This is a genomic window from Candidatus Avelusimicrobium alvi, assembly GCF_958451995.1.
GTDB lineage: Bacteria > Elusimicrobiota > Elusimicrobia > Elusimicrobiales > Elusimicrobiaceae > Avelusimicrobium > Avelusimicrobium alvi.
On sequence record NZ_CAUDSG010000012.1, the window covers coordinates 1 to 21,645 of the forward strand.

General features: G+C 51.9%; 16 protein-coding genes and 1 tRNA gene. 12 read left to right on the plus strand and 5 right to left on the minus strand.

The window, feature by feature from the left end; all coding sequences use genetic code 11:
• Window positions 1–474: 474 nt before the first annotated feature.
• Window positions 475–2,409 carry an ankyrin repeat domain-containing protein gene (locus tag ACQY36_RS03650; RefSeq protein WP_428072243.1) on the plus strand — a complete coding sequence of 645 codons (1,935 nt, stop codon included), beginning with the start codon at window positions 475–477 and terminating at the stop codon, window positions 2,407–2,409.
• 112 nt (window positions 2,410–2,521) lie between these two features.
• On the opposite strand, the gene ACQY36_RS03655 is transcribed toward ACQY36_RS03650, so the two are convergent.
• From ACQY36_RS03655 to ACQY36_RS03670, 4 genes are all read right to left on the minus strand, one after another.
• The gene (locus tag ACQY36_RS03655) at window positions 2,522–3,979 is read right to left on the minus strand and encodes an FGGY family carbohydrate kinase (RefSeq protein ID WP_428077820.1); all 1,458 of its coding nucleotides are present in this window, start codon (window positions 3,977–3,979) and stop codon (window positions 2,522–2,524) included.
• On the minus strand, window positions 3,976–5,910 hold the full coding sequence (locus ACQY36_RS03660; protein WP_428077822.1) for an LTA synthase family protein: 1,935 nt from the start codon (window positions 5,908–5,910) through the stop codon (window positions 3,976–3,978). The genes ACQY36_RS03655 and ACQY36_RS03660 overlap by 4 nt, the downstream gene beginning before the upstream one ends.
• Window positions 5,911–5,915: 5 nt before the next feature.
• The gene (locus ACQY36_RS03665; RefSeq protein WP_428077824.1) at window positions 5,916–7,127 is read right to left on the minus strand and encodes a RecB family exonuclease; all 1,212 of its coding nucleotides are present in this window, start codon (window positions 7,125–7,127) and stop codon (window positions 5,916–5,918) included.
• A gap of 141 nt (window positions 7,128–7,268) precedes the next feature.
• Window positions 7,269–8,165 carry a hypothetical protein gene (locus tag ACQY36_RS03670; RefSeq protein WP_428077826.1) on the minus strand — a complete coding sequence of 299 codons (897 nt, stop codon included), beginning with the start codon at window positions 8,163–8,165 and terminating at the stop codon, window positions 7,269–7,271.
• Between the two features lie 188 nt (window positions 8,166–8,353).
• Here ACQY36_RS03670 and ACQY36_RS03675 point away from each other — a divergent pair.
• The 11 genes from ACQY36_RS03675 (at window position 8,354) to ACQY36_RS03725 (ending at window position 20,551) form a co-directional block, all read left to right on the plus strand.
• A tRNA-Arg gene (locus ACQY36_RS03675) sits at window positions 8,354–8,425 on the plus strand.
• Between the two features lie 188 nt (window positions 8,426–8,613).
• Window positions 8,614–10,308 carry a diphosphate--fructose-6-phosphate 1-phosphotransferase gene (locus ACQY36_RS03680; RefSeq protein ID WP_428055933.1) on the plus strand — a complete coding sequence of 565 codons (1,695 nt, stop codon included), beginning with the start codon at window positions 8,614–8,616 and terminating at the stop codon, window positions 10,306–10,308.
• Between the two features lie 361 nt (window positions 10,309–10,669).
• Window positions 10,670–11,554 (plus strand): glucose-1-phosphate thymidylyltransferase RfbA, encoded by an 885-nt coding sequence (gene rfbA, locus ACQY36_RS03685; RefSeq protein WP_428071061.1) that lies wholly within the window; start codon window positions 10,670–10,672, stop codon window positions 11,552–11,554.
• A complete protein-coding gene (rfbC, locus tag ACQY36_RS03690; RefSeq protein WP_428077828.1) occupies window positions 11,541–12,095 on the plus strand; it encodes a dTDP-4-dehydrorhamnose 3,5-epimerase in 555 nt (184 codons plus the stop codon). Before rfbA ends, rfbC begins: the two co-directional genes overlap by 14 nt.
• A gap of 20 nt (window positions 12,096–12,115) precedes the next feature.
• A complete protein-coding gene (gene rfbB / locus ACQY36_RS03695) occupies window positions 12,116–13,132 on the plus strand; it encodes a dTDP-glucose 4,6-dehydratase (protein ID WP_428077830.1) in 1,017 nt (338 codons plus the stop codon).
• An 18-nt stretch (window positions 13,133–13,150) separates the two neighbouring features.
• Window positions 13,151–13,987 (plus strand): hypothetical protein, encoded by an 837-nt coding sequence (locus tag ACQY36_RS03700; RefSeq protein WP_428077832.1) that lies wholly within the window; start codon window positions 13,151–13,153, stop codon window positions 13,985–13,987.
• A complete protein-coding gene (locus ACQY36_RS03705) occupies window positions 13,984–14,814 on the plus strand; it encodes an NAD-dependent epimerase/dehydratase family protein (protein ID WP_428077834.1) in 831 nt (276 codons plus the stop codon). Before ACQY36_RS03700 ends, ACQY36_RS03705 begins: the two co-directional genes overlap by 4 nt.
• Before the next feature lie 16 nt (window positions 14,815–14,830).
• Window positions 14,831–15,508: a CatB-related O-acetyltransferase gene (locus ACQY36_RS03710; RefSeq protein ID WP_428077835.1), complete on the plus strand. Its 678-nt coding sequence runs from the start codon at window positions 14,831–14,833 to the stop codon at window positions 15,506–15,508.
• 73 nt (window positions 15,509–15,581) lie between these two features.
• The gene (locus tag ACQY36_RS03715) at window positions 15,582–17,492 is read left to right on the plus strand and encodes a rhamnan synthesis F family protein (RefSeq protein WP_428077837.1); all 1,911 of its coding nucleotides are present in this window, start codon (window positions 15,582–15,584) and stop codon (window positions 17,490–17,492) included.
• Window positions 17,489–18,340 (plus strand): NAD-dependent epimerase/dehydratase family protein, encoded by an 852-nt coding sequence (locus ACQY36_RS03720; protein ID WP_428077839.1) that lies wholly within the window; start codon window positions 17,489–17,491, stop codon window positions 18,338–18,340. The genes ACQY36_RS03715 and ACQY36_RS03720 overlap by 4 nt, the downstream gene beginning before the upstream one ends.
• A gap of 21 nt (window positions 18,341–18,361) precedes the next feature.
• Window positions 18,362–20,551, plus strand: a complete 2,190-nt coding sequence (locus tag ACQY36_RS03725; protein WP_428077841.1) for a rhamnan synthesis F family protein — start codon at window positions 18,362–18,364, stop codon at window positions 20,549–20,551.
• Here ACQY36_RS03725 and ACQY36_RS03730 read toward each other — a convergent pair.
• A complete protein-coding gene (locus ACQY36_RS03730; protein WP_428077843.1) occupies window positions 20,535–21,587 on the minus strand; it encodes a glycosyltransferase family 2 protein in 1,053 nt (350 codons plus the stop codon). The genes ACQY36_RS03725 and ACQY36_RS03730 overlap by 17 nt on opposite strands.
• Window positions 21,588–21,645 lie beyond the last annotated feature (58 nt).

The window sequence follows — 21,645 nt, forward strand, 5'->3', positions numbered from 1 at the left end:
CGATACAGTTGAAGGTGAATACCAATACTAACAGGCGGCACAGAAACGATTGCATAATAAAGTTCTCCCCAAAAGCTGTTATAACTTCCTGATACTATTATATTCTTTTCAGTCTGTTTTTCCAGCGGCCAAAGGACCTATATAAACTCTGCAAAAAGACCTATTTTTGGCATAGGTCTTTGGGATATAAAAGACAAAAAAAGAGCCGGGGGATGTGCCCGGCTCTTTTGTTCAGAACCGTTCGGGGGGTAAATCGAAAGGTTCTGGGGGATAAATCCGTCAGGTTATTATAAACCTATATAATTAATAATACATCCTGGGCAGTAAAAAAGCAAGCTTTTATACCCAAAAATTAAGGTCTAATTTACGTTAATCTTTTTATATTATATAAATATTTTTCCAAACCCGCTAAAAAATTTTTTCAAACTTTTGCTTCTGATTGGTTATAATATAGTAACTGGAGGAAGAAACCACATGAAAAAACTAGGATTCATTTTTGTTTTCACCTTGGCCGTCAGCCCGCTTTGCGCGCAGAACGCCCAAAGCCAGGACGACTATTACACAGGGTATGAAGGGGTTGTGCTGGGAGAGCGCGCGCCGCGTTCCGCCACGGACGCCATCGCCGAACAAGCCACCCAGGTTCCCGGCGATATTTACCGCGGCACCTTATTCGGCGCCGAACAGAAAAAATACGAAGGCGACACGCTGGGCAACCGCCCGCGCGCCACGACCAAATACGTGTATGACACGTCTTTGGTGCGCGCCATTAAAATCAGCGATACGGACCGCGTACGCACGCTGATGTACGCCAACGTAAACGTCAACGAAAAGAATTACGCCGGCATCACCCCGCTGACCATCGCCGCCGAAAAAGGCAATATGGAAATCATCAAGATGCTGGTAGAGGACGGAAAAGCCGTCGTCAATGATCCTTCCAGCTACGGCGTAACGCCGCTTATCGCCGCGGCCGCCGCGGGCAACGATAAGGTGGTGGAATACTTAATCGCCCAAGGCGCCGACGTTACCGCCAAAGACGATCTGGGCAAAACCGCCCTCATCTACGCCATCGGTTTCGACAACCCCAAACTGATTTCCAGCTTAATCAAGTTAGACAACAAAGCGGTCAACCTGCCGGACAATTCCGGCAACACCCCGCTGATTTACGCCGCCCAGAAAGGGCTGGTAAACAACATTAAACTGCTGCTTGCCAACGGCGCTAAAGTGGATTACCGCAACCCGGCCACCGGCCTCTGCGCGCTTTCCGCCGCGGCCGCCGAAGACCAGAGCGCGGCCATCCGCCTGCTGGTGCGCACCGGCAAAGCCGACGTGAACCTGCCCGACCTGTCGGGCCGCACGCCCATTTTCTACGCGGTGGAACAGGATAAAGCCGACGCGCTGCGCACGCTGATTTCGCTGGGTGCGGACGTAAACGCCCAGGACAACAACGGCGTTACGCCGCTGATGCGCGCCTCGGCCAAGAACCGCCAGGACTGCGTAAACATTCTGCTTAAACAAAAAAACATCAACACCAATTTAAAGGATTTTCAGGGCCGCACCGCCATTACCTACAGCGTGTACGCTGAAGAAGTGGCCCCTGCGCAGGCGCTTTTAAAAGCGGGTGCGGACATCAATACGCGCGACAGCGCTTCCAACACGCCGCTGATGGGCGCCGTTAAAGCCAAAAACGACCGTATGGCCCTGTTTCTTATCCAGCAGGGCGCGGACCTGACCGCCGCCAACGCCGCCGGCGAAAACGTATTTACGCTGACGGACGAGTATTTGCCGCAGTCTATGACCGCCAATGTGCTCGGCGTTAAAAAAGCCGAAGCGTATCAGCAGGCCCTGCAAATCCAGGCCGAAAAACTGGCCGACGTTCGCACGCTGGAACAACAGCTGGCGGACGAGGAAGCCGTCGTCCAGCAATTAAAGGACGAACAGGAAGCCCGGGCCAGAGCCGAAGCGGAAGCCGAGGCCGCCGCTTTGCGCGCGCAGATTGAGCAGGAATACCAGGCCAAAGCGGCTGAACAAATGCAGAACGACCCTGAGCTGATCCGCCTGCAGCAGCAGCTGGAAGCCGCCAAAGCCCAGAAAGAAGCCGCCTTGCAGGAAGAAATTGACCGCCAGGTAGCCGCCAAGCTGGGTAAAGACGCGCCGGAAGCCCCGTCCGTGCTGGCGGAAGAAGCCGCCGCCGTACAGGCCCAGGCCGAAGCCGCCAAACAGCAGGCCGTTAAAAAAGCCGCGGACATAAAAGCGCAGGCCAAAACTTCCGCCGCCAAACAACGCGCCGCCGCGACCAAAAAGAAAACGGCCGTAAAAACCGCCGCCAACAAGACGACCGCCGCCGCCAAACAAACCGTTCAGGCGGCCACCGCCGTCCCGCAGGAAATCAATATGGCGGACATTCTGTAAGAGGTAATTTTACCTGACTTAAAAACCCCGGGATTTTTCATCCCGGGGTTTTATTATACACGGCAACACAAAAGCCCCTCGGAAGAGGGGCTTTTGTGAAATAACTTTAATCTCAGGAAGGCCGGGCTTTGCACCAGCCTGCAAACGCCTGCCAGCGTTGGTGCAGGTCCGCCGCCTTCGCGCCGTCCAGGGCGGGGAGCACCCGCTCCGCGGCCGCTTCTTTCCAGGCCCCGGCGTTCCACCCAATCTGCCGCGCGGTAAGCCGCGCCGCGCCCAGCACGGTGCTTTCGGCTTCCTGCGCCACCCAAAGTTCGGCCTGTAACAAATCCGCCTGAAACCGCATTAAATAGGAAACGCGCGACAGGCCGCCCGACACCCGCACCGGAGAGGAAACCGGATATCCGCCCGCGCGCAAATAAGCCGCAATATCCGCCAGCAAAAACGCCACGCCGCGCGCCGCGCCGGCCACCCAGTCCGCCCGGCGGGTGCGGGGGGAAAGCCCGGCGAATGCGGGCGTAACGGAATAATCCCAATACGGCGCGCCCAGCCCGCCCAGGGCCGGCAGGAACCAGACGGGGTTTTTCGCTTCCCCGCACAGCGCGTCAATTTCCCGGTGGTCAAACGTGATACCCTGCGCGTTTAGCCACTGAAATACGCTTCCCGCCGCATTGACGGGCCCTTCCAGCAAATAATCGCATGCGCCGTCCGCGCCCGAAGCGGAAAGAGAAGTCAGCATTCCGGGCAGAAAAACGGGAGCGGCGGCCCCTGCATTATGAAGCAAAAACGCGCCCGTGCCGTAATTGATGCACGTTTGGCCGGGACGCAAATCCGTAAACGCGACGGAAGCCTGCTGGTCGCCCGCGCACGCCGCGATGGGAATGCGTACGCCCTTGTAGTCATACGCGCCGTAATCCGCCGCGCTAGGCCGGATTTCGGGCAAACAGGCGGACGGCACGCCAAACGCCCGGCAGAGTTCTTCGCTCCAGGTTTTGGTGCGAATGTCCAACAGCAGCATCCGCTGGGCCAGCGTCGGGTCCGCCGCAAAGGTTTTGCCCTGCGTCAGTTTCCAAATCAAATACGAAGCCACCGGGCCGATAAGCAGGTTCCCGGCTTTAAGAGCCTCCTTGGCGCCCGGCATATGCGCCAGACACCAGGCAATTTTAGGAGCCGAAAAATACGGCGTTTTGTATAACCCCGTTACGGCGTGTATTTCTTCCTGGGATACTTCCGCCCGACGGGCCTCCTCTACGGCGCGGCCGTCCTCCCACGTCAGCACGGGGGCTGCGGCGCGGCCCGTTTGCCTGTCCCATAATACAACCGTGGAACGCTGGGAGGTAACGGCCAAAGCGGCCGCGTTCTGCGGGCCGATTTCGTCCAGCAAATCATTTAACACGCCCAGCTGGCTGTCCGCCAAAATCTGCGCGTCGTATTCGGATAAACCGTCCCCGGGGCGCGAAGGAGCCAGCGGCGCGCTCTTCATGGCACGCACGGTGCCGTCCGCCGCCACGGCCAGCGCGCGGGAACTTGAAGTGCCCTGGTCCAGCGCCACAATAAATTTTTCGTCCGTCATTTGGCCTCCTCGCCGTTTGCGGCAGGGTCATACCAGCGGTTTTCTTTCAAAAGCGTATACGCCGCTTTATCTAAAGACAAAAGCGTTTCTTCCGCTTGTTTTACGTCAAAGCCGGGGGCATACTCTTCGGCGGACAGCAATTTGCCGCCGCTGTGGCGGATGGCCCCTTTATCCGTCACCAAGCCGATGTTTACGCCTTCGGACACCAACGCCGCGCGGGAATAAGACGCGTCAAACATATCACGCCCGAAAGCCGTATACATCGGGTTTAACCCCGTCAGGCGGTAGAGCGTAGGCACGATATCTAACTGGGAAACGACGTATTCCACCTGCTTCGGTTTTAAAATTTTGGGCGCATACACCACCAGCGGAATGCGGAAATGATTTTTTAGCGAGCCGTCCGCCGGGCCGCCGGAGGTATGGTCCGCCACAAAGACAAAAATGGTATCGTCAAACCAGCCGTCTTCTTTCGCGCGGCGCAGAAGTTCGCCTATGGACCAGTCCGCAAACGACAGCGTGTTTAAAAAGCCGTGCTCCCAGGAATCGTAGGGATACCTGTCAAACTGCGGCAGGGTGGACGCAAACGGCTCGTGCGTAATGCCCGTAAACACCATCCCCATAAAATTCGGTTCTTTGCGGTTTTTGATTTTGTCGGCGGCAAACATCATCGCGTCGTAATCGTAGCCGAAGGGAGCGCGGTCTTTGTATTTTAACCGTTCCGGGATGTCTTCCCAGCCGTAGCTGTCCCGCGCGCCCAAATAAGAAGCCAGCGCGCAGAGGCGGTAAGAATCGCGGCTGGAGGTTTGGGCGAAAAAGGTATAGTAACCCGCATCGGAAAAATGCTTGGGCATCGGCGAAAAGGCCGAAAGCTCCAGCCCGTAGCCAAACATCGGAAGCCCCGGCACCAGCGGCACGCCGGCAAACACCGCCGCAAAGCCGAAAATGCTCCGCTGGCCGGCGGCGTAAGCGTTGGTAAAATTCACGCCGTCTTTTAAAATTTGGTCAAATACGGGCGTGGAACCGAAATTATTGTGCGAAAGGCCGTCCACATAATACGGGTGCCAGCCTTCCAGAAGCACAATCAGCACATTGTATTTTTTTGCGGACGCGGGGGCGGCGTCCGTGCGGCGGCGCATTAACGGGAAATTGGGTTCCGCCGCCGTTTCGTCCGGCGCGATTAACAGCTTCTGCGTGTTTTTTATGGCTTCGGCGGGGGGGAAGTTATTGGCAATATCCACCGCGCCTTTGCGGCCCACCTGATAGGCGGTAAATACGCCGTTAAGCGTAAGAGCCGCGCCGGCGGGGGAAGAAGCGTAATTATATACATCCGCCACGCCGATGGATTTACCCGTGCCCAAGTGCCCGCGTATGCCCAGCACCGAAAGAGCCGTCACCGCCAGCAAAAGAGCGGCCGTCTTTTTCCAGCCCCAGGCACGCGGCGCATAATGCTTATCCGTCCAGCGCGAAATGCCCCACACCGCCAGCGCAAACCCGCCCAGCAAAATAAACAGCGGCAGCCAGGTCTGCGTCAGCATATAGGAAATAACAAAGCCCCAGTCACTCGACACCTGGACGATTTCCTCGGCGATGTGGCGGTTGACTTTGGGGAAATAAATCAAGTCCCCGATTAAAAACCCGGCCATAACAATCCATTCGGCCGTCAGCACGCCCGTCCAAATTTTCACCCAGCGGGCGGATTTGAGGGGGAGATTTAAAAGCAGTATCACCGGGCCCATAAAAAGCGCGATGACGGAAAAATCAAACCGCAGGCCGTTTAAAAAAGCGGAGCGGATTTCCGGCGCGGAGAGCGCCGCAAAAAACCCGTGATTTAACCAAAACAGCGCGAGGCGCGCGGCCGTAAACAACGCGCACGCCGCCAGCACCGCCAGCAGGGAAAGTTTTAAACGGAAGTCTTTTTTAGCCGCAGGCATAAGGGTTATTCCGCCTTTTCAATATCCAGTTTTACGTCCTCGGTGGTTTTGGCAAACGCCTTTAATTTGGCTTTGGCCTCGGCGGGGACGGACGCGTCCGTCAGGAGCCCGGCCACGGTGCTTTGCGTCGGCACCAGCACTTTGGCAATCAGTTTAAGCGTACGCAACAGCTCCACCACTTTGGCTTTATCGGTAAACTCCAGTTTTTCCACGCGCGCCAGCTCCGCCCGGTAATTTTTGCCGAAGTGGCGTTCAAAATTATTTTTACGCATCAGCGCGATAATTTCTTTCTGCAAAGCTTTCGCTTCGTCCAACAGCGCGCCGCAGCGGTCTATTTTCTCGCTCAGCAGGTCCTGCTCGCTTTTGGGTTCCTCTGCGGGCGCAGGCATGGGCGACAGGGAGCTGCCGCGCGCCGCAAAGCCCGTCGGGCCGTTGTAATCCTTCCCCGTAAACACGGGGCAGATGTTGCGGTAATCGCACCAGCGGCACTGGTTTTCGCCAGGGGTCGGGTCAAACTTGGCGGCGCGGATATTGTCCGCCACTTTTAACACGCCCTGCCAGAATTCAAAAATTTCTTTGTCCGGCGCGCGCTCAAACGTCATTTCGTGCAGGGTGGGCAAATGGTAAAAGCTCAGCTGCCCCACGCGCAGTTCTTTTACGCCCGGGTCTTTTTGCTGTACAAGCGCTTTGATGGCGGGGGAATTTTCCACCACTTTTTGGTACATATACAGCTGGTCCGGCTCGCGCTGGACGGTTTTGCCCGTCTTATAATCCAAAATTTTAATCTGCCCGTCCCCCAGGTAATCAATACGGTCCAAAATGCTGATCAGGCTCAGGCCGTCAATATCCAGGGTGCTTTTCATCTCCACGGACAGCGGATGAAAAAAATCCGCCGCGTGCTTGGCGTAATACGCTTCAATAATCCGCCGCCCTTCGGCGTAACCGGCCAGTTCCTTTTCCACCGACGCATAGCCTTTCTGGTCAAAAGTGGTTTTATTCCAGTATTTTTCAAAAAAGGCCAGCGCCTCGCCCAGCGTGGGGAAAGCGGGATTGGCGGGGTTATAGATGTATTCCATCACTTCGTGCAGGGCCGAGCCGAACGCAAAATAGTATTTGGGCTGTTCGGGCAGCATATGGACGTAGCGGAACTTATACTTCTGCGGGCATTCTTTATACATGCCCATTTTAGAATAGGAAAAAGACAGGTTTCTGGCCATTGGAAAACTCCCTGGAAATAGTTATTTTTATTTTAGCATTTTAAATGCCCTAAAAAGAGAAGCGTCCCTCCGGGGCGGCGGACATATAAAAACCCCCCGTAAAAACGGGGGGAAGAAAAACAAGCGGAACGCATCCGTTTTTTAAGGCTGATTAAAGCCGATAGGCCGGCGGGACGGCGTTTTGGGCACACGGATTTTGGCGCGCAGATACGTCGTAAACGGCGTTTGCAGGCCGCCGTCCAGCTTGGCCGCCAGAAGCTTTAACGAATCGCTGTAAAAAGACGGGTACAAATTAAGCAGATACACCAAATCCGCTACGCACTGGGCCGATTCCTTGGACAAGCGGTTCAGCCGGATGAGCGCGCCGCGCATTCGTCCCTGGTAAAAGCGGTTGGCCGAAGGGTTGCCCAACGGATCCAACTTATCTTTGGCTTTGATATACGCCGCACTTTCGTTTACAATTTCCAGCTCCATAGCCATTAATCTTTTGCGCAGCGCGCCGATTAATCCGTTTACTTCTTCGGGCACCTCTTCAACCTCCGGGATGGAGGCCGCCCACTCGCGGAAAAACACGGGAGAGATATTCTGATATTGGGACGCATTGGAAGATTTGGCCAAAAGCCCCGGGATGGAAGAATCTTTTTTAGGCAGGAAATTGGGGTTTCGCTCGCGCAGGAGCAAATCGCCCCATTGGGCCATTTCTTTAGTCAGCTGCGCATTAAGCGCCGCCAGCGTTTGGGCGGACTGGTCTTTTAATTGTTCCAGTATTTTCAGCCGGGCGGCGGTTTCCAGCGACGCATCCGTCAGCACCGCAGCCACCTGCTGTGCGTGCACCTGCTGCGTTACCTGCAGGGATTGGGCCGTCAGCGCATACCGGCTTTTTAAGATTTTGCTGGACAGGTTCATCCCGCCCGTTTTGGCACTTTGTTTAGCCAGCGCTTTGCCGGCCGCGCCGAGCTTAGATATTTGCGAAAACCCGGAAACGCTTAAACAGAGCATCAGTGCGGGCAGAAGAGAGAGTTTCATCAGTTTTATCATTTGTATGCTCCTTTGCTGAATGTAATGATTACTGTATAATTTTTTCATATAAAAAGCCAGCAAATTTAACTTAAAAATATTTCCGCGCCTAAATTTTCGGCTTTTGGCGCGCCGGCCGCACCGCAGAAGGTTTTGTATGTTTGGCAAAATTTTTGTAAAATAAATATGTTGCTGGAAAAACCGTTTTTGCCCCCATAGCTCAATGGATAGAGCATCTGCCTTCTAAGCAGGGGATATAGGTTCGATTCCTATTGGGGGTAAGATTTGTATAGGGAATGCTGCCAAAGTTTATTTCTTGGCAGCATTTTTTTACCTCTCCGCCGGCCCCTCTTCCGGGCATTAGTTCCAAAAATACAAGCCCCGGCCCCCGGGAACATTTATCCGTTCCTCCCGGAAAACACAATTTTGTATAATAAAAATAAGGTTTTTATATCTACAGGAGAAAACAATGCCCATCAAATGCACCCCTAAATGCAATTGTTCCCAGCTTCAGCGGCACCGCTGCCAGTTCCAGCCCGTGCTGCCCAACATCCTTAAAAAAGGCCCCGCTTCCGTCAAACCGAAAGCCGGCAAGGCCACCAAAAGCATCGCTGACCAGGCCGCCGTCAAACGGATTTTCCCCAACACGTACGGACTGCCGGAAATTACCTTTGTAAAAGGCGCCAATTCCGCCGCCTGCAAAAAAGCCGTGCGCGTGGGCGTGGTGCTCTCCGGCGGCCAGGCCCCGGGCGGACACAACGTCATCGGCGGGCTGTTGGACGGACTTAAAAAAGCCAACCCCAAAAACAAACTGTTCGGTTTCCTGGGCGGGCCCAGCGGCATCGTAGAAAACAAATGGACCGAAATCACCCCCGCTTTGATGAAAGATTACCGCAACACCGGCGGGTTTGACCTCATCCAGTCCGGCCGCACCAAAATTGAAACGGACGAACAGCTTAAAGCCGCCAAAGACAATTTAATCGCCAACAAAATGGACGCGCTCGTAGTGGTGGGGGGAGACGACTCCAACACCAACGCCTGCGTAATCGCCGAATACTTAAAACAGCAGGGCGTGGACATCAGCGTCATCGGCGTGCCGAAGACCATTGACGGCGACCTTAAAAACAAACAAATTGAAACCTCTTTCGGTTTTGACACCGCCACCAAAATTTACGCCGAGCTCGTGGGCAACATCTGCCGCGACGTCAACTCCGCGCGCAAATACTGGCACTTCGTGCGCCTGATGGGCAGAAGCGCCTCGCACATTACGCTGGAAGTGGCCTTTAAAACCCAGCCCAACGCCGTATTGATTGGCGAAGAAGTTCTGGCTAAAAAAATGACGCTCGGCCAAGTGGTGGACAATCTGGCCCAGCTGATTGCCAAACGCGCCAAAGCCGGCAAAAACTTCGGCGTGGTGCTCGTGCCGGAAGGGCTGATTGAATTTATCCCGGAAATGAAAGAACTCATCAGCGCGCTTAACGACTCGCTGGCCGACCACGAAGCCGAACTGGCCAAGATGTCCTCCATCACGGAAAAGAAAGCGTTTATCATCTCCAAACTGCCCGCCAAACTGGCCGGCTTGATGCAGTCCCTGCCGGCCGGCATCGCCAGCCAGCTGATGCTGGACCGCGATCCGCACGGCAACGTACAGGTGTCGCTGATTGAAACCGAAAAACTGCTGGTGGAAATGCTGCGCACGAAACTGGCCGAAATGAAAAAAGAAGGCAAGTATGACGGCAAGTTCTCCGCCATCACCCACTTCTTCGGCTACGAAGGCCGCTGCGGCGTGCCGTCCACCTTTGACGCCAACTACACCTACGCGCTGGGCTACAACGCGGCGGTGCTGGCGCTTAACAAATGCTCCGGCTATCTCTCTTCCGTGCGCAAGTTGACCAAAAAAGCGCAGGACTGGGAATGCGGCGGCATCCCGCTTACCATGATGATGAACATTGAACGCCGCAAAGGCAAAGAAAAACCCGTCATCAGAAAAGCGCTGGTGGAACTCAAGGGAGAGCCCTTCAAACACCTGGCCAAAAACCGCGCCGCCTGGGCGGAGCTGGACCAGTACATGTTCCCCGGCCCGATTCAGTATTTCGGCCCCGCGGAAGTGACGGATATGACCACGGTCACGCTGCTTTTGGAACAAGGCAAAAAGATTAAATAAACGTTCATACGCCGAAAAGCCGTCCGCCGAAAAGCGGACGGCTTTTTTGTATTTGAGGTATAAGGTAACGTCATTTCCGCAACCGTCCCTTGCGTCATTCTCTCTAAAACTCACGTCATTCCTGAGGGCCGTAGCCGGGAATCTGGTCGTTAATCAAAGACTAGATCCCCGACAGAAACCTTCGGTGATGACGGCATTGTGAGTGCCCCGCACCCTGCGGGCCGCCAAACTTTCGGGTATGACATCCTGGTAAGTTCCCCGCACCCTGCGGGTCGCCCGACGGGGGAAACTATCTTGCTAACCATTTAAGAGTAAATTTGCTACAATAATGCTGATCTATATACTCTTGGCGGAGGATAGAATGAAAGGCATTATTTTGGCCGGGGGTACGGGCAGCCGCCTGTATCCGGCGACGTTTGGCCTGTCCAAACAACTCATCCCGGTTTACGACAAACCGATGGTGTTTTATCCCATGTCCGTGCTGATGCTGGCCGGCATACGGGATATTCTGATTATCTCCACCCCTGCGGACCTGCCGTTATACAAAAAACTCTTTGGCGACGGCTCCGCCTACGGCATCCATCTTTCTTACATTGAACAGCCCAAGCCCGAAGGCCTGGCCCAGGCGTTTATTCTGGGCGAGCGGTTCATCGGCGCGGACAGCGTATGCCTGATTCTGGGCGACAACATCTTCTACGGACGCGACCTTAAAAAGCTGGTGGCAGAAGCCGCCGCCCAAAAATCCGGCGCGACGGTGTTTGCCTATCACGTGAAGAATCCGTCGGCTTACGGCATTGTAGAGCTGGACGCCGCCAAGAAACCCGTCTCGCTGGAAGAAAAACCCGTTCATCCCAAATCCAACTGGGCCGTAACCGGCCTTTATTTCTACGACAACCGCGTGGTAAACATCGCCAAGCAGTTAAAACCGTCCGCGCGCGGCGAGCTGGAAATTACCGCCGTAAACGACTGGTACCTCAAACACGGGGAACTCTCCGTGCAGCTGATGGGCCGCGGCATGGCCTGGCTGGACACGGGGACACATTCCGACCTGATTAAAGCATCTATGTTTATTGAAGCGCTGGAAAGCCGGCAGGGCCTTAAAATCGCCTGTCTGGAGGCTATTGCGTTTAAAAACGGCTGGCTGACGCCGGCGCAGCTCACCGAACGCGCCAATATGATGAAAAATACCGAGTACGGGCAGTATCTGTCCGATATTCCGGAGGATATGAAAAATGGATTTTTCTAAAACGCCGATTGAAGGCCTGCTGGTTTTAACTCCCCAGATATTTACCGACAACCGGGGCTATTTCTGCGAATCCTACAACCGCCGCACGCTGGCGGAGGCGGGGATAACCGCCGAGTTCGTACAGGACAACGAGTCTTTCTCCGCCCAAAACACCCTGCGGGGGCTGCACTTTCAAAAACCGCCGTTTGCGCAGGCCAAGCTGGTGCGCGTATTGGAAGGAACGGTGTGGGACGTGGCCGTAGATTTGCGCCGCGCCAGCCCGACCTTCGGGCAGTGGTTCGGCGTGGAGCTCTCCGGCGAGAATAAAAAACAGTTTTTTATTCCGCGCGGATTTGCGCACGGCTTTTCCGTGCTTTCACCCACGGCCAAATTCGCCTATAAGTGCGACAACTATTATAACAAAGCCTCCGAAGGCGCCGTGCGCTTTGACGACCCGGAACTGGCCGTAGATTGGAAAATAGACCTTTCCAAAGCCGTGCTTTCGGAAAAAGATTTACAAAATCCCGTCTTTGGGGCCTATAAAAAAGCTCCGGTATTCTAGGCTGGGCAAGGAGTGGAAGAATGTCTGAAGAAACTATTTTAGTAACGGGGGGAGCCGGATTTATCGGTTCCAATTTCATCCCGTATTTCCTGGAAGCTTTCCCGCAGTACCGCGTGATTAACCTGGATAAACTGACCTATGCCGGGAATTTGGACAATTTAACAGAATGTGCCGCCCATCCGCGCTATACCTTCGTACAGGGGGATATCTGCCACGCGGAACTGGTAAACAAACTGTTTGCCGAGAATGATATCCGGGGCGTATTTCACTTTGCGGCGGAATCGCACGTGGATAATTCCATCTCCGGCCCGCTGCCGTTCATCAAAACCAACATTGAAGGCACTTTTACGCTGTTGGAAGCCGCCCGCAAACATTGGATGAGCGCGCCCGGGCAGGTAAAACCCGGCTATGAGAACGCCCGCTTCCACCATATTTCTACCGACGAAGTCTACGGCACGCTGGGCGAAACCGGGCTGTTTACCGAAACCACGCCCTACGCGCCCAACTCGCCTTATTCGGCCAGCAAAGCATCCAGCGATTTACTCGTGCGCGCCTATTATCACACTTACGGGATGAACGTAACCACGTCCAACTGTTCCAACAATTACGGTCCTAAACAGCACGGCGAAAAACTCATCCCCACCATCATCCGCAAAGCGCTGGCCGGGCAAGCCATTCCGATTTACGGAGACGGCAAAAACGTGCGCGACTGGCTGTACGTGCTGGACCACTGCAAGGGCATTGCCCTCGTCTGGCAGAAAGGGCGCGCGGGGGAAACATACAACATCGGCGGACGCAACGAGCGCAACAACCTGCAGATTGTGGACGCCATCTGCGCTATTTTGGACGAATTAAAACCCGCGGCGGACGGACAACCGTACAAGCACCTGGTAACCTTTGTAAAAGACCGCGCCGGGCACGACCGCCGCTACGCCATTGACGCGACCAAACTGGAAACGGAGCTTGGCTGGAAAGCGGACGAAAATTTTGAAACCGGCATCCGCAAAACCGTAGCGTGGTATTTAAATTACGTCTAACTGTTGAATTCTATTATTATGAACGTAAAAGAACAAATTCAAACGCTTAGAGCACGGTATATATCTCGTACAATGCTGCAAAATTTCGTCAACCGCCAACAGGATTATACCCATCTCCCGGAGCAGAGCATACAAACAATTATATGCGGCGCTTCTAAAGCCCGTTATGATGTATATCCGAATACATTGGAAATGTTTACTTTTAACGCAGGAGAAGTATCCGCCGATCTGTATACAACTTTTTTTCTTGTAAAATCCTTATTATATCGGTGCCCAAATGTGCAAAATATAATTTTATTTTATTCATTTTATAACATAGGGTACGACCTGAGTAAAAGCAATTTTAAAGCGCTTTGCCCGTTATTTTCCTCCTATTTAAATGTTCCTCTGCCGCCGATTTCTAAAACTTTAAAATGGGGTGTTTATTTAAAAATCCTTCGTTCAAATGTAAAACCCAACCGCCAAGCATCTCCTACAGGGGACGATTTCCCCGGCATATTTACTAAACAGGACATTGATGCACTTGCCCACAAACACTACAAACAGGCAACTAAATATGGACAAAATCAGTGGAGTTGGTTTATCAAACTTCACGAATTATGTGCCCTATTACAGAAACGCCTAATTGTGGTGTTTCCGCCGGAAAGGACGGATTATCGCCAAAGCCTGAGTAAATTACAGAACAAAGAAAATATATATGCACCATTCCACACGCTAAAGCAGCTTGTTATTGATACAAGAGAATGGATGGAAGATAACTATTTTGGGGATGAATCCCATTTATCCAGAGAAGGAGCTAAAATCTATACCGATAAACTCAATAAGGCTTTAAAGCCCTATATTACTAAACCATGAAAATTATAGTTTCCGGAGCCAACGGATATATTGGCAGCCATGTTGTCAAAGCATTGCTTGACGCGGGAGCGTCTTGCACCGCCGTGGATTTTTCCAACGCCTATATTGACCCGCGAGCCAAATTCCTGCCATTAAACGTGCTGGAAAGCGGTGCGGATATTTATGTCAAACTAGGAGGGCCTGACGTATTTTTGCATCTGGCCTGGAAAGACGGGTTTGCCCACAATTCACCCGCTCATATGGAAATGCTCTCCGCACACGCCAGGCTGGTACACCACCTTCTGGAAGGGGGACTGAAACACTTGGCGGTGATGGGGACTATGCACGAAGTGGGATACTATGAAGGCGCCATTGATGACAACACTCCCTGCACGCCGATTTCTCAGTACGGCATAGCCAAAAACGCTCTGCGGGAATCCTCCCGGCTGCTGGCACACCAACACGGCGCTACATGGCAATGGCTGCGTGCCTTTTATATCTATGGAGATGATGCCAACGCTCACTCTATTTTTGGCAAGCTTTTACAAGCAGCCCGGGAGGGAAAAACTGCTTTCCCATTTACCTCCGGCAAAAATAAATACGACTTTATCCCCGTTACTGAACTGGCCCGGCAAATTGCCGCATGCATTATGCAGGACAAAATAACCGGCATCGTCAACTGCTGCAGCGGCAGGCCGGTCAGCCTGGGGGAACAGGTGGAAGAGTTTATCAGAGAAAACAACTTAAATATCCGGCTGGAATACGGAGCGTACCCGGACCGGGCGTATGACTCTCCGGCCGTGTGGGGCGACAGCACTAAAATCCAACGTATTATGGCACAAAAGTAAGTATGCGGAGCATTGAATGAAAAAAACATTGAAAAAAATAGGACAATGGTTTTATCACCGCAAATACAAAGGGAATATGTGCACCACACGCATTTTATTTTTCCGCACCTCATGCGACTTAACCCACTGCAGGGGCAAGCGGGGTCCGCAGGTAAAGTTAAATCGTCCAAATATCAAAAAGCTGGGCAGAAACACATATACCGCTCACGGATTAACTATTTATGCGGAAAACACCAGTATCGGCAGTTTTTGTTCTATTGGCCCAGGCGTAACAATAGGTCATGGTAAACATCCGCTTACCTATCTTTCTACGTCGCCCTACTTTTACTTTGATGCACTGGGCTTTAAAACCGGCGCAACTCCCAGTCATAATGAGTTTTGGGAAGCGGAACCCGTCCACATTGGTAATGACGTCTGGATTGGCGACGGTGCATTTATTAAAAACGGCCTGCACATCGGTGACGGGGCTGTTATCGGAGCACGCAGTGTGGTAACCAAAGACGTGCCGCCCTACGCCGTTGTTGCGGGTACGCCCGCGCGCATTCTGCGTTACCGCTTTGATGAACATATTCGGGCAGAACTTCTACAACTAAAATGGTGGGACTTAGAAGACGACGTCATCTGCCAAATCCCGTATGATAATATAGAGAGCGCGCTCGCATTCCTGCGGAACGTCCGTTCCCGGGCCACATAAGCCCATTGCCGATTTTCTCTCTGGCAACCCCAACGGTATATGTGAGAATAATTTGTAAGGAGAAACTTGATTAGTGAAAAGACTCGGTATCTATTTCTTTTATGATAAAGACGGCGTAGTGGATGATTATGTTCCCTATTATCTTAAACATCTAAAACCACTCTGCCAGGAGCTCTGCGTCGTCGCCAATAAACCGTTGACGGAACAGGGAGCAAGCGTCCTGCACGCCGTATGCGATAAATTAATTGTGCGCGATAACATCGGCTTTGACTCCGGCGCCTATAAGGAGGCTCTGGAAACCTACGGCTATGACGCACTTCACGCATACGACGAGCTTATTTTATGTAATTTTACCTGCTACGGGCCGGTATATCCTTTTCAGGAAATGTTTGACAAAATGGCCCTGTCAGAGGCGGACTTTTGGGGACATTGCAGATACCCCTTTGTACCCAACAAACGTCTCTGTGCGAAACAAAAAACCAATTACATTCCGGAGCATATTATGTCGTACTTTATGGTAATACGCCATAATATGCTGGTTTCACCCGCGTTTAAAGCCTATTGGCAAACATTGGAAACGGCCACCTCATACGCAGAGGCCATCGTAGTCAATGAATTACGTTTTACTGCTTATTTTGAAAAATACGGATTTAAGTCAGATACTTTTATTACCCAAAATCTCTCGTCCACATTAAAAGAAAATGCAGATGTATTTTTACCGCTGGAGTGTTTACAGGAACATAGCCCGCTGGTCAAACGCAGAGCCTTTTTAAGCGATTATGCGCTGTATTTGCATAACGGGCGGGGCACCGAACCCCGTCACGCGTTAGAATATATAAAAAATCATACTAATTACGATGAAAATTTAATTTGGGATAATCTGCTGCGTACGCAGCCAGGCTCCGTACTGAAACGCAATTTGCATTTAAATTATTTCCTTTCGGAAACAGACACCCAGGCCAAGCCCTGCACGCGGCAGCCTTCCCGCGTGGCCATGCTTTGTTATATTTATTATGCAGACATGGTAGAGTACTGCCAGAAATATGCCGCTAATTTGCCGCCAGATGCCGATATTTACGTCGTAATCGTGGATGAAGAATTAAAGAGGGAAGTACAGCACAAATTTTCCGCTCTTCCCAATAAGCTGGAAATACGCTTAAAGCCTAACCGCGGCCAGCTGGCGTCCACTGTACTGATTGCAGGACGCGATATTTTCGCGCGATATGATTATATATGCGTTACCCAGGCTAAAAAAACTTCGCAGCTGCCCGACAGTACCGCCGGGAAATGTTTTTGCGACCACTGCTGGGAAAATGTGCTCAAATCGCCTGAATATGTATTAAATGTCCTAAAAACATTTGATGATAACCCCCGCATGGGCTATGCGTGCGCCATGCCGCCGCATTGGGGAGTATTTTCACAGTTAATCGGAAAAGAAAATACACTCAACCGTGAAAATATGCTACATATCCTGCGCGATATATATCATATTTCCGTTCCCTGGGACGATGAACCGGTGGCTTCTTACGGCGAGTGTTACTGGGTGCGAGGCAAGGCCTACAAGACACTGCTATCCCATACCTGGCATTATGACGACTTTCCTGCCGAACCGGCCCCCAAAGACGGAAGCGTTTTAAACGCCTTGGAGCGTTTGAATCCCATGTTCGTGCAATATGACGGATATTACGCAGCATGGATTGCTCCGTTGTCATTAACTTCTGTATATTTAGACAACTTTTATTTTTATTTTCGTACTTTTATGCTGACGGATGCGGCTCCATTGCTCCTGCCTGAGTATTCTGAAACAACTGTAAAAGATGCAAAACAGCTTTTTAGATTGAAATTGCGGCTATGTAAATATAAAATAGCCAATATACTGACCGGGAAAAGAACAGAAAAATTTACAGCCCGGTGTTTTGAACTCAAACAAAGAATCTCCGCCGCAAAAAACTATCTTGAAATAATACGCTGGAGAAAACAATGAAACATATTTGTGTTACGGGAGCCAACGGTTACATTGCGCGCCATGTAATTCCTTTGCTCCAGCAAACCCGACAATGGCATATCACCGCTATTGATTTGACAGACAAGGGCGTATTTCCCCCTGAGATACCATTTTATGCCTGTAATATTCTCAACCCGGCACAAACTAATCAGCTATACACAAAAATAGACAGACCGGATGTTTGCCTGCACCTGGCCTGGCAGGACGGGTTTACGCATAATGCATTGAGTCACATAGACAATCTGCCCGCACATTTCCATTTTTTGCAAAGTTTAGTTGAGCACGAATGCAAGCAGCTGATGGTGGCAGGCTCCTTCCGCGAATACGGCCCGTGTAACGGCCGGGTAAGTGAAGACCACCCCTTAATTGCGGACAATTATTACTCCTGGGCTAAAATCTCACTAAAACACCTGCTTGAATTGTATTTAAAAGATAAACCGGTTACCTTGCAGTGGCTCCGCTTTTTTACGCCATACGGAGACGACGAACATAACAATTCCATTCTAAGCAAAATTATCCGTTGGGAAGCGGAAGGTAAAACTTCTTTTCCGTTTACCGAAGGAACCGAGCAGTACGATTATATCCACGTAGACGAACTGGCGCGGCAAATTTGTGCGGTCGCTGCACAAACGGACATTTCCGGAGCCATTAACTGCTGTTCAGGGAAACCTTCTTATTTAAAAGACAAAGTGGAAGAACTCATCCGTTCTCGCGGCTTTACGATTCGCCCCTCATACGGCGTATTTAAAGCAAGAGAATACGACTCACCCGTTATCTACGGAGATGACACCAAAATCCGACAAATTCTTAAAAAATATAAAAAATAATTCTGCACTCTTTTACTCCATATGACACAGACCATAAGAAACAATAATACATTACTTCGCCAAAACCGTTTGGGCATCTATTTGTTTTACGATAAAGACGGCATCGCAGATGATTATATTCCGTACTTCTTGCAGCGTTTTAAACCCTTTTTAAAGGAACTGTGTATAGTCGTCAACGGTAAGCTGACCGAAGCGTCCAGGCAGAAGCTGGCTCCGCTGGCCGACCGGCTGCTTGTGCGTGAAAATAAAGGTTTTGACGCCTGGGCCTATAAATATGCCCTGGAGTATTACGGGTGGGACAAGCTGACAGAATACGACGAAGTGATTTTATGCAATTATACGTTTTTCGGTCCGTTTTACCCGCTTGAAAAACTATTTACGGATATGGACAAAAAAGAATGCGACTGGTGGAGTCTGTACAAATGGTACGAACCCCTCCCCGTCAAACACCAACATATGCCGTCTTTTTGGATAGCATACCGCAAATCACTCGTTGGCAGTAAAGATTTCCGGAAGTACTGGGAAACCCTGCACGAAATTAATTCTTATGCGGACAGCACCATTTACCACGAACAGCGTCAAACACCCTACTACGACCAAAAAGGCTACCGGGCCGCTACTTGGATAGACCATCATAAATATAAAACAGTTTGGGAAGAACACTGGCCACTGTCATACGCGGATAAAACCGTCATTGAGGATAAATGCCCTTTTATCAAAAGAAGGTGTTTCTTTATTCAAGACGGCAAAATGCCGCTTGCCCAGGTGGTGCAGCATATTATCCCCTATCTTCGCACACACACCAATTACGACCTCGGCCTGATACAACAGAATCTGACCCGTACACAAAATACACTATCCCTGAAGCGTACATCCGGCGCCGGTTTTTGGCTTCGCGCTGCACGTTATTTTATCTGCGCATACTGCTTTCCAATCTGCGTACGCAGAAGAAAGTACCGAATGAAATTAGCCGCATGGCTGTTAGACGATAAAAAATTTAATAACCTGCTGGCGGGTAGATCCGACGGAGGAAAAATGACTTTACTAATGCTTAAACTCCGGCTGGAACTGCTGCGCCTGGTAAAACCAGTACTGGGTAAAATATTCTTCCACACCCGTAAACGAACGCTTGAACGCGCCCTGCTGCGCGAACGCACACGCCCGGCCCAAAACGTGAATTTACAACAGTTTTATGCATCTTACACCCCTTCTAAAGCCATCGTTCGCCCGATTGATATTCTCATTCCTGTTTATAATGGGTATGATGTCATCGGTCCGTGTCTGGAAAGCCTGCTTAACAACACCGATTTACCGTTCCACATCTACCTGGCGGACGACGCCAGCCCGGATGAAAAAATCTGGCCGCTCCTGCGCGCTTACCAAACCAGGCACCCGGATGCAATTACTGTAGTCCAAAACCCGGAAAACTTGGGCATTATCCATACGTTAAACCGCCTCATCGCCCTGACTAAAAATGATTTTTTGGTGTTAAACACCGATACCGAGCTGCCGCCCGGCTGGGCAAGCCGCCTGTTTAAACCTATTTTTGAAAATCCACACCTGGCCGCGGCCGGCCCGTGGAGCAATGCGGCCGATAAGCAAAGCGTCTACTTCCGCCATGAGGAACGCCCTCTGCCTATCCCGCTGAAACTGGCGGACCGGCAGGCCGCTTCTTTCGCGCCTGTGCAAATTACGCACATTCCCACCCTGGTATCGTTTTGTATGGCGATCAGCCGCCGCGCCGCCCAGCAACTGGGCGGGCTGGACCCGGTTTACGGGAAAGGATATTATGACGAAACAGACTGGCTGTTCCGCGCCAAACGCGCCGGATACGGCTTCTGCTTGGTTCCCAATGTATTTGTATATCACAAAGGCACGGCCAGTTTTCCGTCCAAGCAGAAAAAAGAACTGATGCGGCGCAACGGCAAATTATTTGAAAAACGTTTCCCGGGAGTAAAAAAAACAATGCGACGCGCCCAGTACAATCCGGCTTTTATGGCTCTTCACTTTTTAATGCTGGCCAAATGCCTGCGCGCACAATACCCGGCGCTTATACCCGCGCCCGCCGCCAAACGCCCGGGCGAAACCGCATTTTTCTGGCGTAAAGACAGAGACGCCTACCTCTACGAGTTATATGAAAAAGAGGAATACGAAGCATTGTATTCCTCTGTTACTCCTGATGAAATGGAACGCCTTACCCGACCAGTTTAAACCACGGGTCCAGCACGGGCATTAAGATATTGCGGATTTTGCGCACCCGGCGGGGGAAACCCAAATCGTTCTTTTCCACCGCTTTTTTGAGTCCGCGCGCTTTCCAGCGGAAAATCCAGTTGCGGTTTTTAAAAAGCGTTACATCCAGCGCCGCCATATCGGCGCGCACCCGGTCGTACGCTTTTTGCACCGTCTCCCGGGGCACGTTTCCAAGCCGTCCGGCAAAAAGATGTTCGTCGCCAATCAGCAGCACCAGCTTGTTAAACCAAAAGGTTTCCTTTACTTCTTCCAATACGCCGTATTTCTTTAAATTATTCTCCAGCACGCCAAAGTTTTCAATGCCGTCAAGCACCATCTTTTCGCCCCGGCCGGAAATATTGCCCGTACGGCCTACGCGGTAATAAAACAGATACGCTCCGTCCAGCATTTTCACGCGGCGGCACCGCGCCAGGCAGGAAACGCAAAACGGCACGTCCTCCGCGGCGCCCGGCGGAAAACGCAGGCCCGCGTTTTCAATAATATCGCGGCGGATGAGTTTGCCCCACACGAACGGAAGGGAGAAGGCGAACTTGACAAATTCCTCCGGCCCGTCGCCCGCGGAAGCGTCCAAATCGTGCTTGCAGGGCAGCTCCAGCGCGCGGGAGCGGGGGGTAAAAACGCCCGTTCTATCCTGATAGGTGTAAAAGTCGCAGGCGGCAATATCCAGCCGTTCCGTTTCGGCGGCGTTATAGAGGATTTCGCAGGCGCGGGTGTCTAAAAAATCGTCCGAATCCAAAAACAAAATGTATTTGCCGCGCGCTTCATCCAGCCCTTTGTTGCGCCCGATGCCCGGCCCCTCGTTGGGCACGGTAAACACTTTCACGCGCGGGTCTTTGGCGGCAACGTTTTGCAGCACGACGGCGGAACCGTCGGTGGAAGAGCTGTCCACGCAAATCACCTCAATATCCGTAAAAGTCTGCGCCAGCGCGCTTGTGAGGCATTTGGCCAGGTACGCTTCGGTATTATACACGGGGATAATCAGGCTGATTTGCGGCATATTGAAAAACACTCCTGTTTTGGATATATCACATCATAGCATTTCTGACGGGCGGAAA

Bases quoted from the DNA above. Each gene is read 5' to 3' on its own strand.
- ACQY36_RS03710 (WP_428077835.1), top strand. From the start codon at position 14,831: ATGAAAAAAACATTGAAAAAAATAGGACAATGGTTTTATCACCGCAAA.
- rfbA (WP_428071061.1), top strand. From the start codon at position 10,670: ATGAAAGGCATTATTTTGGCCGGGGGTACGGGCAGCCGCCTGTATCCG.
- rfbC (WP_428077828.1), top strand. From the start codon at position 11,541: ATGGATTTTTCTAAAACGCCGATTGAAGGCCTGCTGGTTTTAACTCCC.
- ACQY36_RS03665 (WP_428077824.1), bottom strand. From the start codon at position 7,127: ATGGCCAGAAACCTGTCTTTTTCCTATTCTAAAATGGGCATGTATAAA.
- ACQY36_RS03700 (WP_428077832.1), top strand. From the start codon at position 13,151: ATGAACGTAAAAGAACAAATTCAAACGCTTAGAGCACGGTATATATCT.
- ACQY36_RS03660 (WP_428077822.1), bottom strand. From the start codon at position 5,910: ATGCCTGCGGCTAAAAAAGACTTCCGTTTAAAACTTTCCCTGCTGGCG.
- ACQY36_RS03720 (WP_428077839.1), top strand. From the start codon at position 17,489: ATGAAACATATTTGTGTTACGGGAGCCAACGGTTACATTGCGCGCCAT.
- ACQY36_RS03650 (WP_428072243.1), top strand. From the start codon at position 475: ATGAAAAAACTAGGATTCATTTTTGTTTTCACCTTGGCCGTCAGCCCG.
- ACQY36_RS03725 (WP_428077841.1), top strand. From the start codon at position 18,362: ATGACACAGACCATAAGAAACAATAATACATTACTTCGCCAAAACCGT.
- ACQY36_RS03730 (WP_428077843.1), bottom strand. From the start codon at position 21,587: ATGCCGCAAATCAGCCTGATTATCCCCGTGTATAATACCGAAGCGTAC.
- ACQY36_RS03705 (WP_428077834.1), top strand. From the start codon at position 13,984: ATGAAAATTATAGTTTCCGGAGCCAACGGATATATTGGCAGCCATGTT.
- rfbB (WP_428077830.1), top strand. From the start codon at position 12,116: ATGTCTGAAGAAACTATTTTAGTAACGGGGGGAGCCGGATTTATCGGT.
- ACQY36_RS03680 (WP_428055933.1), top strand. From the start codon at position 8,614: ATGCCCATCAAATGCACCCCTAAATGCAATTGTTCCCAGCTTCAGCGG.
- ACQY36_RS03670 (WP_428077826.1), bottom strand. From the start codon at position 8,165: ATGATAAAACTGATGAAACTCTCTCTTCTGCCCGCACTGATGCTCTGT.
- ACQY36_RS03655 (WP_428077820.1), bottom strand. From the start codon at position 3,979: ATGACGGACGAAAAATTTATTGTGGCGCTGGACCAGGGCACTTCAAGT.